10 protein-coding genes, 2 pseudogenes and 1 riboswitch are annotated in these 11,944 nt (G+C 37.2%); of the genes and pseudogenes, 5 read left to right on the forward strand and 7 right to left on the reverse strand.

What is annotated here, in order from left to right:
* Together AC1DVB_RS21900 and AC1DVB_RS21905 are read left to right on the forward strand one after the other, a co-directional pair.
* The coding region (locus tag AC1DVB_RS21900) for an HAD family hydrolase (RefSeq protein ID WP_477590921.1) at positions 1–561 on the forward strand (561 nt) is incomplete at its 5' end.
* Positions 562–1,446: 885 nt separating this feature from the next.
* Positions 1,447–2,709 carry a dicarboxylate/amino acid:cation symporter gene (locus AC1DVB_RS21905; RefSeq protein ID WP_477590923.1) on the forward strand — a complete coding sequence of 421 codons (1,263 nt, stop codon included), beginning with the start codon at positions 1,447–1,449 and terminating at the stop codon, positions 2,707–2,709.
* A 356-nt stretch (positions 2,710–3,065) separates the two neighbouring features.
* On the opposite strand, the pseudogene AC1DVB_RS21910 reads toward AC1DVB_RS21905, so the two are convergent.
* A pseudogene (locus AC1DVB_RS21910) lies at positions 3,066–3,232 on the reverse strand (IS110 family RNA-guided transposase); the annotation flags it as partial.
* Positions 3,233–3,317: 85 nt separating this feature from the next.
* On the opposite strand from AC1DVB_RS21910, the pseudogene AC1DVB_RS21915 reads away from it, so the two are divergent.
* Both AC1DVB_RS21915 and AC1DVB_RS21920 read left to right on the forward strand, forming a co-directional pair.
* A pseudogene (locus AC1DVB_RS21915) lies at positions 3,318–3,725 on the forward strand (NUDIX hydrolase).
* Positions 3,726–3,861: 136 nt separating this feature from the next.
* A complete protein-coding gene (locus tag AC1DVB_RS21920; protein ID WP_477590925.1) occupies positions 3,862–4,431 on the forward strand; it encodes a histidine phosphatase family protein in 570 nt (189 codons plus the stop codon).
* 212 nt (positions 4,432–4,643) lie between these two features.
* On the opposite strand, the gene tatA is transcribed toward AC1DVB_RS21920, so the two are convergent.
* From tatA to AC1DVB_RS21940, 4 genes are all read right to left on the reverse strand, one after another.
* Positions 4,644–4,868 carry a twin-arginine translocase TatA/TatE family subunit gene (gene tatA, locus AC1DVB_RS21925; RefSeq protein WP_034307658.1) on the reverse strand — a complete coding sequence of 75 codons (225 nt, stop codon included), beginning with the start codon at positions 4,866–4,868 and terminating at the stop codon, positions 4,644–4,646.
* 58 nt (positions 4,869–4,926) lie between these two features.
* A complete protein-coding gene (locus AC1DVB_RS21930) occupies positions 4,927–5,148 on the reverse strand; it encodes a helix-turn-helix domain-containing protein (protein ID WP_063590816.1) in 222 nt (73 codons plus the stop codon).
* 121 nt (positions 5,149–5,269) lie between these two features.
* Positions 5,270–6,439 carry a ZIP family metal transporter gene (locus AC1DVB_RS21935; protein ID WP_095679395.1) on the reverse strand — a complete coding sequence of 390 codons (1,170 nt, stop codon included), beginning with the start codon at positions 6,437–6,439 and terminating at the stop codon, positions 5,270–5,272.
* Between the two features lie 16 nt (positions 6,440–6,455).
* Entirely contained in the window at positions 6,456–7,472 is a 1,017-nt protein-coding gene (locus tag AC1DVB_RS21940) for a multicopper oxidase domain-containing protein (RefSeq protein WP_477590928.1), read from the reverse strand.
* A 1,054-nt stretch (positions 7,473–8,526) separates the two neighbouring features.
* Positions 8,527–8,670: riboswitch (cyclic di-AMP (ydaO/yuaA leader) on the forward strand.
* A 160-nt stretch (positions 8,671–8,830) separates the two neighbouring features.
* On the opposite strand from AC1DVB_RS21940, the gene AC1DVB_RS21945 reads away from it, so the two are divergent.
* The gene (locus AC1DVB_RS21945) at positions 8,831–10,657 is read left to right on the forward strand and encodes an APC family permease (RefSeq protein ID WP_477590930.1); all 1,827 of its coding nucleotides are present in this window, start codon (positions 8,831–8,833) and stop codon (positions 10,655–10,657) included.
* A gap of 166 nt (positions 10,658–10,823) precedes the next feature.
* On the opposite strand, the gene AC1DVB_RS21950 is transcribed toward AC1DVB_RS21945, so the two are convergent.
* Both AC1DVB_RS21950 and AC1DVB_RS21955 read right to left on the reverse strand, forming a co-directional pair.
* Positions 10,824–11,102: a hypothetical protein gene (locus tag AC1DVB_RS21950; protein ID WP_230134767.1), complete on the reverse strand. Its 279-nt coding sequence runs from the start codon at positions 11,100–11,102 to the stop codon at positions 10,824–10,826.
* 5 nt (positions 11,103–11,107) lie between these two features.
* Positions 11,108–11,944, reverse strand: an 837-nt coding sequence (locus tag AC1DVB_RS21955; protein ID WP_477590931.1) for an IS110 family RNA-guided transposase, incomplete at its 5' end; no start/stop codon positions are given.

Genomic DNA, 11,944 nt, shown 5'->3' on the forward strand with positions numbered 1-11,944 from the left:
ACTGTTGAAGTTACCTATACAACAGGACTGCGTCTGGCCTCGGAAATCGCAAACTTAATGCATACTTTTATGGAGAATGGGATTGACGTTTATGTTATTTCGGCTTCGATGGAAGAGGTGGTGGAGGTATTTTCGTCAAATCCAAAATACGGCTACAACCTTCCAAAGGAAAATGTCTTTGGGATGAGATTAAAAAAGAAGGAAGGAATTACTCAAGCAGAATATGAAGACAATTGGCCGATCACTGCTCGAGAAGGTAAGGTGGAAGTGATCGAACACGCCATCTCCAAAACTCGGGGCGGATACGGTCCGATATTCGTAGCTGGAGACAGCAGTACAGATTATGAAATGCTGACAATTAAAAGTTTGAAACTAGGTTTAATTATCAACCGCCTCAAAACAGGTGATATCGGCAAGCTTTCGAAAACAGCTGCAGAACGTATGGGCAAAAACAACCCAAAATATGTTCTCCAAGGAAGAAATGAGAATACAGGCTTATGGATACCGACTGAATACACGATCAAGCTTGGGTCAAATGAAGAAAAATTGTTGGCGAATTAAAAAGATTCGTCCCAGTAGATTCAGTCAAACTGGGAGTATAAAATAAAGATTGATGATGACATCTTAGACTCGCTTTTATACATTCAAGTTTGCGAAACATATCCAAAATCAGTGTGTTTAGTTTATTGAGGGAGGTTAGTGTAATAGCTGCATATTTATAATAGAAATCAGAAGTGGAATACTAAAAGAAATTTGATTTTTGAGGTGAACTTTATGTTGAAGAAAACCACATTTTTATTAATCCCTTCAAGAGTATGTGCTACTTTAAAGCTTTTTAGAAAGGCTGATTTTTATCCAAGAAAGCTTGGACATGACTTTTCCCTTTTGAAATATCCAGACCAACGACTGTATTCATTCTAAATCTCCTCCTAATCTAGTGGATTGCCGATTACCCTATTTCTCCTTGTAGTGTCACAGCTTCGCTAGTTATATGAGATCTACGTCCCAACAAAGCCTAATCATGTTTCTATAAGCAGGGGCAAACAGTTTAGTTGACGGGGTTTATCCCACGAGCAGGTACGTTTTGCCCCGGCTACCGTTATAATAAAACCATATAAAAAATGGTCAACCAGAAATATTTTCTGGCTGACCTTATACGAACGGGTGCGTTAGCTGATTAAGGAACAATTAAAAATGTAAACGGGATTAATAATTTATTCTTATAACTTTATAGTAATTCAGTATTTTACTGAATCGCGAATAGGTGATACAGTTTTTTTATATTTACAAATATTTTTAAAAGGAGGTTATATATGGAATATACAGAAACGGTTTTTAAAAGCTATTTCTTCTTTCTCTTTCAATAGTCAAATGAGAAAGGAATGATCTATTTATTGACATATTGTGTGATGAGGCTATTAATCTTTCGTTCAGGGAGGACAACCTATGAAAAAGTTTTTTGCTTTTCAAGTTTTAATTGCATTGTTTATTGGAGCACTTATCGGACATTTTTTTCCTGAACTTGGCCAATCCTTAAGACCAATTGGCGACGCTTTTATTCATCTTATTAAAATGATTGTTGTACCTATTGTTTTCACAACCATTGTCATTGGGTCATCGGGCGACRGAAACATGAAAAAAATGGGTTCATTAGGACTTAAAACAATTATATGGTTTGAATTTATTACCACTCTGATTCTAGGTATAGGTCTTTTACTTGTTAACGTTCTAAAGCCTGGTGCTGGGCTTAATTTGTCCCACCTCGCTCAAAAGGATATCACACAATTAAATGAAAGCGTTACCAAAGTTGTCGATTTTAAAACGATGCTTGTTAACATCATTCCAAGCAACATTGTTGATGCGATGGCAAAAAGTGATTTATTAGCTGTTATATTCTTCGCTATTTTATTTGGTGCAGCTGCTGGAGCAATTGGCAAAAAGTCAGAGCCGGCAATGAAGTTTATGGAATCAGTTGCAAATATCATGTTTAAACTGACACAAATGGTCATGGTAACCGCTCCGATTGGTGTACTCTCTCTCATGGCAGCCTCTGTAGGTCAGTATGGTATTGCCCTTTTAATCCCTATGGCAAAGTTGATTGGGGTTGTGTATCTTGGGCTTGCTATTGTTATTTTCGTTCTGTTTCCAATAATTGCTTGGTTCTTGAAGATTTCTTACTTTAAAGTGTTTCGAATGGTATGGGATTTGTTCCTTATCGCTTTTTCTACAACAAGTACGGAAACCATTCTGCCTCAGTTAATGGATCGAATGGAAGCATACGGTTGTTCGAAACGTGTTGTTTCATTCGTTATTCCTTCTGGGCTATCACTGAATTGTGATGGTTCGACCTTGTACCTTTCTGTTTGCTCTATTTTCCTAGCACAGGCATATGGCATCCCAATGGATTTTGGCCAACAGTTGATTGTAATGGGGGTTCTTGTTGCAACCTCAAAAGGAATTGCTGCTGTTCCATCCGGTTCGCTAGTTGTCCTTTTAGCTACCGCCTCAGCAGTAGGGCTTCCTGCAGAAGGCGTCGCAATTATAGCAGGCATTGACCGTGTGCTGGATATGGCACGTACAGCTTGTAATACTCCTGGACATGTTCTCGCTTGTATTGTGGTTTCAAAGTGGGAAAAAGAGTTCCGTCAGGAAGAATGGAAAGCTCAAACAGAACAGTCAAGCATTCGGCAGGTACCACCAACATTTTGATGATACGTTAAGCAGTATCATTACATCAGAAGAATTGGGAAAAGCAATGATACAAGTAGCAAAGACTGGATATTCTCGCCCCATTGTTGAAAGTCATGAGTTAAAACTAATGATGGGGTCTGACACATATTATGATTAGTCATCTTGAAGACTTTTTTTGAATTGTATTGCTGTTGGGTGGGTGAAGAAACTGAGAAGCGAGAAGGTGAGATACCTTTGAGAATCAATGGCTTTGACATTGATCAGGAAAAACGTTTGTGAAAGAACACTGCGTTAGTTTAAATCGGAGCTGCCTTTAAGGCAGCTTTTTCTTTATGCAACTATCGGGGCAGATTACCGTTTTTGTTCATTATGACTAACCATTTTGATAGATTCAGCCAGTAATGAATTCCCACGATGGCGGTGTCTAAACGGTTTATTCGTTTAAGTTCTGATGACCGACCCAAATTCCTCGATAGTTAACAGCTCGAGCATCATGAAATTGTTGTGCAATATCAATTCCTACAACAAGATGATTCTCTGTTCAACAATAGGACCATATTCTTGAATATCATTCTGTTATAATATGGTTTATTGAACCTTAAAAAACTTAGGAGTGACAGTAAGAAATGCTTAGAGTAGATGTAGCGTATGCATTTATATAAGGAAGATGAACACAAAATCCTGATGGTTAATAACAAAGGTGGGACTTGGTCTCTTCCTGTTGGTGCCGTGGAACAAGGGGAAACTTTGGAACAGGCAGTTATTCGTGAGACTAAGGAAGAAACAGTTTAACAATTGAAGTTGAAGAGGTTCCAGCTGTTAATGAAGCAATTTTTAAGGAAAAGGACCATCATGCATTATTTATAACATTTAAAGCAAAAATCGTAGATGGTGAAATTTCAATTCAAGATAAAGATGAAATTTCAGAAATAGTATGGATAGACATACCAAAGGCTAATGAATGGATGCCTTATCATCCTAATGGTGTAGAAAGTTTACTTAAATCCTCGTCTCCTTATATATTTCAAGCTTAAAATCTAACCTCGTTTCTTCTTCAACGAAAGGGCGTCTTTCTTTAATAATAAGGCGTCTTTTTGTATTGGGCCAGTTGAAGTGGGAAAATAAGAAACAATAATAGAAGTAATTTTGTAATACATAATTGGGGGAACTTTGTATGAAAAAAAGATTTATATTGTGAGACATTGTGAAGCACAAGGGCAACCTTCGGAGTCACAACTAACTGATAAAGGATATAAACAAGCGATATATTTATCTGAATTTTTCTCCAATCCTAAAATTGACCGAATCATATCAAGTCCTTTCTTACGTGCAATTCAGTCAGTAGAACCAATAAGTGAGGAAACAAACATAAAAATAGAGATTGATGAACGTTTATCAGAACGCACACTTAGTACAACGGATTTACCTGACTGGCTTGAAAAACTTAAAGCAACATTCGATGATTTGGAGTTGAAATTTGAAGGAGGAGAGTCGAGTAAAGAAGCTATGAACCGAATAGTAAACGTTGTAGATGAAGTTTTTAAAAGTGAAACTGAAAACACAATAATCGTTACTCACGGAAATTTAATGTCTCTACTGCTAAAGAATTATGATAACAGCTTTGATTTTGATTGTTGGAAGAATCTTAGTAATCCTGATGTGTTTCTATTAAGTTATACAAACAATGAAGTAAATATGGAACGTTTATGGCGAGAAGAACCGATAAAAAATATTAAATAGGCAATTTATCTTGTTCAATTATAGGGCGCGATTCTTTAAGAAAAACTAACAAAGTCGATTCCTTAATGTAAAGGAGATCGACTTTTTATGTTGGAATTCTTTTAGTGTATAAAATTTCAGAAATGGGCTTTATAGTTTGCTTGACCGTTTGTAAAAGTAATACTTTTTTGTTGATATTCTAAAAATCAAAAAGCAGGAACAATTTTTAATTCTTAGGCATCACCTGATTTATCCTGCTTCTTTTCAACAGTCGTTAACTCAGGATTTTCCCCTTCTCCTTTATCTTCATCAGATACTAATCCCTTGGTTGCACCCTTGAATTCAGTTAAAGTACGTCCAAAGGCTCTACCGATTTCCGGCAGCTTTTTAGGTCCAAAAATAATCAAGGCAATGACAAGTATTAAAATTAAACCTGGTATACCTATACTTTGAAACATAATAATTCCCCCAAGTAATTAAATTTTGTAATTCCTTTAGATCATTTTTAGAATAACTTCAGTAAAAAAAATCGTTTAAATCCATATTCTTATCAAGTTTTTTTAAGCCCTGATTTATTTTAATTACCGTTGAAATTTTTGGTCGATAGTTCGGATCGCTACATAATTTTGAAATTGTACCTCTACTTATATTTGATGCTCTTTCTAAATCTAATTCATTTAGGTCTTTTTGTTTATCCACCCATCTACCAAAATTACTTCTTTTTTTCCAAAGTCTCATTACCAATTACGCTCCTTTTAATTAGTTTTAGCAGCGTTGGTTAATTTTAAATTCAACAATGTTGAATAGCTCTACCAAGTTCGGGAATTGTTTATGGGTCCAAACAAGATTAAGGCATCCCTTAAAATTTCACGAAAAATGCAGTAAAGTACATGATTAATAGTCCAATCGCGAAACCAGAAAGGTTTAACCATGAAACAGATGCTTCATTATGTTTTCTATGATCTTCAATGAGCATTTTTGTTATTACATAAATTACTTGAAGAATGGCCCCTGCTCCAATACCAAGGAATAAAGCTCCCCAAATTGGTGAGAAGATAAATCCGCCCACCCATGTACCCGCAATGGCGGGTGCACCTGCGATAACTCCAAGTAATAGAAAGTCTCTAAAACGAGGTGTGGCCTTTAATAAAGGAGCAGCGATTCCAATCCCTTCCGTGATGTTGTGAAGGGTAAACCCTACGATTAAAAAGGTTCCTAAAGCAGCTTCACCTAGTGCAAAGGAAGAACCAATTGCCAAACCTTCTCCAAAGTTATGAAGGCCAATTCCGGTAGCCATTAACAAAGCCAGACCAAAAGGGGAATATCCTTTCCTTTCTTGTTTTCTTTGTTGATACTGATCAAAGCCGATCAATAATAAAAAGGTTAAGGAAGCCCCAATTATGACAACCATATTCCCCTGAAAGACAGAAGGTGCTTCTGCACCAATTTCAAATCCATCAGCCAGAGTCCCGACAAATAAGAATAAAAGGAGCCCAACGGTTAGAGCAAGAATCCCATTTATAGATTTTCGTGAGAAACGTTTCATAAATGGATACCATAACAACCCCAATGTGATCGGGACAATTCCAACGTAAAATCCGATTAAGCCGTAATTAAGAAAGTTGCTCCAGGTGGTTTCTGGAGTGAGTGTGGCAGCTGCAATTTCACCTTCCGTGATAATGCCATTCTCTGTGATTAACTTAATGGTATGTGGATCACCTTCCACCCATGGGTAAGAGATGGTCACCTTTCCCTCATCAAATCGTTCAAGTTTTGCTTGCGGAGAGACATTATAATTCCACACCGAATCATTAACCATCACTTGAGAAATCGTTAAGGGTTTAGGTCCGGTATTACTAACAGATAATTCGAAACCGATTTTAGTTACCTTGATGCGTTCAATGTTCAAGACTTCTATCGGTGCTGCAGGATCTTTTTCTACACCTGCTCCATTCATTAGCACCCATCCTAGCACCCCTATAAGTAATACTAACGGTATTAAAACAGTAATTAGCCATTTTCCCTTCATAATTATCCCTCCTTTTTTATTCGACCTCAAAGAATCCCATCCAGCCTAACTCAGCAAATTCACTTACATGGGCATGGAACATATATGTTCCCTTGTATGGAAATCGAACTTCAATAATTCCACGTTCTCCCTGACATTGCATGATCGTATCAGTGAACTGAGAGGGGTTATCGTTTCTCCCGGTTGGATAATACGTAAAGTAATTCGCATGCAAGTGAAACGAATTTAATAAGTCGAATTCTGTTAAATTACTTAGATAGATCCTTACGAKTTGATCTTTTTTGATTTTAATAGGGTGATTCATAAATGCGAAGGCATAGCCATTCACCGTATAAAACTCGTTTTCGCCGTCTAAATCCAAATCAAATCCATTCATAACCATGTTTAACTCTAATGCCGGCTCTCTTGGCTTCTTTGGATCAATAATAAAATTACCGTATAAGCCTTTATGAATATGGCGGGCTAGGGGGAGCACATGGCAATGGTAAATTTGTAATCCGTAAGGCTTCGCTTCAAATTCGTACGTGAATTTCTGTCCAGGATAAATAGAAGTTAAACCGTCCATCTCTGGAGGATGAATTCCGTGAAAATGAATAGAGTGGGGGTGGCTGCCCTGATTAATAAAGTGAAACCGCAAAAGGTCCCCCTCGGTACAACGAAAAGAAGGTCCTGGAATTGTTCCATTATAAGTCCAGCCTGGAAATTTAATTCCTTTGGCAATTTCGATTTCCTTATCAATTGCCACGACTTCATATTCCCGGAGTGTTTGACCGTTGGGCAGCTTGGTAACGTTTCCATAATCAAACTCAGTAAGGAGCCGTTCTGCCATTTTATAACCTGTGGTTTTTGTTTTATCACTCATATTTGCATGATTGGAATGATTGCCATTCTTGTGAGACGAATTATTGGATGCCTGAGCCATAGTTGGAAATTGTGCCATTTTATTTAAGTAATAAGATCCAGCTACTCCAAACGCACCTGCAGTCCCCATCTTTAAAATATCTCTGCGGGAAACCTTTTTCTCATCAGTCATTACTTGACCCCCTCCTAAAAAGTTTCCTTAAGTAAACTTTTTGTTGTATTAGCTATACTTTAAGGTAGATACAAGTTTTATGTCAACTCTTTTTTTTCAGAATACTTCGTATACGATGATAAGCAAGTATGGATCTGAAAAGGTGGATGAACTAAGATCCATCCGGACGGTTACAGAAGATATATTGCTGCAAAAAGGGTGGGAATGGATCTAGTCCCTATTGTTTATGAGAATAAACTTTTACATAATCACAAATAGAAAAAGAGGACTTGTACTTCAATAATTGGTTGGTTGCTTCGGCAGCCTTTTTCTCCGAACTCCCATGAAAATTAAAATATTCTTAAAACCAAAAAAGAGCATACAAAAATAGACCCAGAAAATTACTTTTTTTTAAAAAGGCTGAGCCTTATGAGTGATCAGATTGAGTTAGGTAAATCGTAAACAAAAACCTTCAATTATAACAAATTAAGTAGAGGCTAGCGCGACGACCAAAAAAGGATTAATCTCCCATGAGTACTACCCATAAAGGGCGCGACAGTCGGTGGTACACCGTTGTGTCGTCGGAGTCAGACTAACGGAGGAGCTCAAAGGCACCATAGTTCAACGACCTTCTTTGCCAGCCATTAAAACATTATCGACCTAGAAACCAATTTTCATTCTCTGTGGTGAAACGCTAATTTTTACGCTTCATGGATGGCTAACGGGGAAGTTTAATGAAAATGTGAGACCAATAAACACAATGGTATGAGTTCAATATCAAAGGGTACTTTCTTGTGGACTTATATTCTAATCATTGTTTATGGGTTCCGCAATTTGTTCTTTTGTGGGACCCCCATATTGCTGGTTAATGTCTTTAGCTAACTCATCTAATAATTCATCAGATAATAAGGATTATTTTCTTTGAACATGTAAATCCTCCTTCCGTGTTAGTAATCAAAAATACTAAAGCATTAACTAATATGTACTACTGACATTTCCGTTTTCCTCGGTTTTAATCTTTACAAAAATTCATTTACATTTTCTGAACACAGGAGTATTATAATCAAGGTTTCAAATTTCTAAATCGCTGAAATCATTAGGTACGGGGGAACCATTTTTGCGGGTTGTTACTTAACCCAAGGGGTGAATCCTTTTAAGGTAGGGCTACTCAAAGGTCCGAATCCGACAGCTAACCTCGTAAGCGTTAAATTGAGAAGGAAGGTGGAGCTTGTGACACACGAAAAGTGATGTGCCTCCAGGTCTATTAAATATGACTTGTAGGCACTTTTTTTATGCATGTAAAATTATTTCTTTTTTGAGTAATTACTATTGATAAGGGTAAAAATTAACCAATAGATATATTAGGCGGTGCGTGATTAATGATTCCATTCATAAAAAGGCTTTTAATTGGACGACCTTTGAAATCCAATGAATTAGGAGAACAAAAACTTAACAAAACGAAAGCATTAGCAATCCTTTCTTCTGATGCTCTATCATCAGTGGCATATGGTCCTGAACAAATTTTGATAGTATTGATTACGGTAGGTGCAGCAGCATTTTGGTATTCAATTCCTATCGCAGTAGGTGTATTAGTTCTTTTAACAGCTCTCATATTATCTTATAGGCAAATCATCTTTGCTTATCCTCATGGCGGTGGGGCGTATGTGGTTTCAAAGAGCAATTTAGGTGTAAATCCAGGCTTAATAGCTGGAGGATCCCTATTGGTAGACTACATACTAACTGTTGCTGTAAGTGTGTCTGCTGGGACCGATGCTTTAACATCTGCCTTTCCCACTTTACATAACTATAATGTGGAAATTGCCATTGTATTTGTCATTTTTATTACAATTTTGAATTTAAGAGGAGTAACGGAGTCTGCTTCAATATTAGCCTACCCCGTTTACTTATTCGTTATAGCGTTGTTTATATTAATTGGTGTGGGTATTTATAATATTCTAACTGGAGGAGTTTCGCCTGAATTACACACCCCAATAGGTACACCTGTGGCGGGAATCAGTTTGTTTATTCTTTTAAGGGCGTTTGCTTCAGGAAGTTCCGCTTTAACAGGGGTTGAAGCCATATCGAATGCTATTCCTAACTTTAAAGACCCAGCTCCAAATAATGCTGCTAAAACATTAATGGCAATGGGAGCCTTGCTTGCCATACTGTTTTCAGGAATCGTATTTTTAGCCTATTATTATGGCATTTCTCCAAGTGGAGAGGTAACCGTTGTTTCCCAAATTGCCGAAGAAACTTTCGGGCGGAATTTCATGTACTTCTTTATTCAAGGAACTACAGCATTGATATTAATCCTTGCTGCGAATACTGGTTATTCGGCTTTCCCGTTGTTGGCAGTGAATCTTGCAAAGGATAAGTATATTCCAAGGATGTTTCTAGTTAGAGGAGACCGATTAGGATATTCAAATGGCATCATCATCCTTGGTATTGCTTCAATAATTTTAATTGTTGCTTTTCAGGCAGAAACAGAGCATCTAATCCCGCTTTATGCAGTTGGAGTTTTTATTCCATTTACATTGTCCCAAACAGGAATGATGGTTAAATGGATTCGTGAGAAACCTCAGCGTTGGCTTCCAAAACTAATAGTTAATACGATTGGTGCTGTTATTAGTTTCACGGTCACAATGATGTTCTTTTTAACAAAATTCTCTCAGGTTTGGTCAATCCTAATTTTTCTACCTATCATTGTCCTTATCTTCCATCGAATTAAAAAGCATTATGAAGCAGTTGGAGACCAACTTAGGCTTACAACTTGTGAACCATCTGTGGCCATTGAAGGTAATGTTATGATAGTGCCTGTTGCTGGTATGACTCATGTTGTAGAAAATACCTTAAATTATGCTAAATCGCTTTCTCCTCAACAAATTATTGCAGTGTATGTTGCATTTGAAAGAGAAGACGAGAAGAAATTTGAAGAAAAATGGAAGAAATGGCAACCTGAAGTAAGACTGGTGACACTGCACTCTCATTATAGAAGTATCATCAACCCACTTACCAAATTTGTTGATACTGTAGAGAATAAAGCAAGGGAAGGGAATTATCAGGTAACTGTTGTCATTCCACAATTTATTCCCAAAAAAGGCTGGCACAATATTCTTCACAATCAATCAAGTTTTCTTATTCGAGCCTTCTTACTGTTTCGACGAGACGTGGTAGTAACAACTGTACCATATCATTTGAAAAAATAAGGACTTGAATTGATGTACTTCTTAATGCTATAGGTAATTATCAGAGCTGTTATGCAGCTCTTTTTTGTATGAAAACACAATAGTAAAAAAGCCATGCTAAAATAAACCCTCCATATTCTCATTTTTTTTTGATGGGGGTAAATGTACTATGTCGTTATTTAACTGGTTATGCAGTTTGTTGTTCAGATGGAGCGATTGTATAGCCTTTCTTTTTTAGGTATTCGATCATTTTTAATTCTTTGTTATTTTGTTTTTCTTCAAGGTAATTTGAGCCTAGTTCTTGATAAGGTTCTCCTGTTTTTAAGATGTTGTAAGTAATCGTTAATAGTAAATGGGCAGAAGCGATTCGTCCCTTCATTTTTCCTTGCCGTTTGGTAATCCTTTTTCGATGTGAAGCAATTCGATTATTTTGCCTTGATGTCGCTAATACACATTCTACGGCCATCGTTTTTAAAGCTTTATTTCCTTGTGTGGTTTTACTCGTTTTTTTTTACCAGCACTTTCGTAATTTCCAGGACTCACACCAGCCCAAGAGGCAAGATGTTTAGCTGACTTAAATACGGACATATCAACACCCATCTCCGCAATAAAAGTAGCTGCCGCAGCTTTGTTCACACCAGGTATACCATCCAATAATTCTACTTCCTTACGATAAGGGGACAGGAGTTGATCRATTTGTTTTTCTAATTCTTCTATGGTTTCTTCTAAATAACCCATATGCTCCCAATGGTAACGCAACATATCACGATGATGACGGCGAATACGACCATTAATTGCATTGGCAATGTCAGTAATACTTGCTTTTGTTCGCCAATCCACCATTTTTCGAAGACCATCGGTCTCTATTTTTTCACCATTTAGAATCGCTTCAAGGATACGGCGTCCCGATACACCAAAAATGTCTGATAGAACGGATGTTAGCTTGATATTAGCATCTTGAAGAATTTTGTGAATGCGATTCTGCTCTGATGTGCGATGATGAATCAATTTTTTTCGATAACGAGTAAGATCTCGTAAATCACGAATATCCTCTGGTGGGACAAAATTGCTTTCAATAAGTCCGCATCTTAGAAGCTTGGCAAGCCATTCGGCATCTTTCACATCAGTTTTACGCCCTGGAACATTTTTGACATGCCTGGCATTGGCAAGAACAAGGTGAAAAGATCCTTCGAGTATATTCCATATTGGTTTCCAGTAGACTCCGGTACTTTCCATCACAACATCGGATACCTGAAGGGTAGCKAGCCAATCACTTAAAGCCAACAGTCCCGTTGTTGTAGTTGAAAA

This window comes from Peribacillus sp. P4_D6, assembly GCF_056401795.1.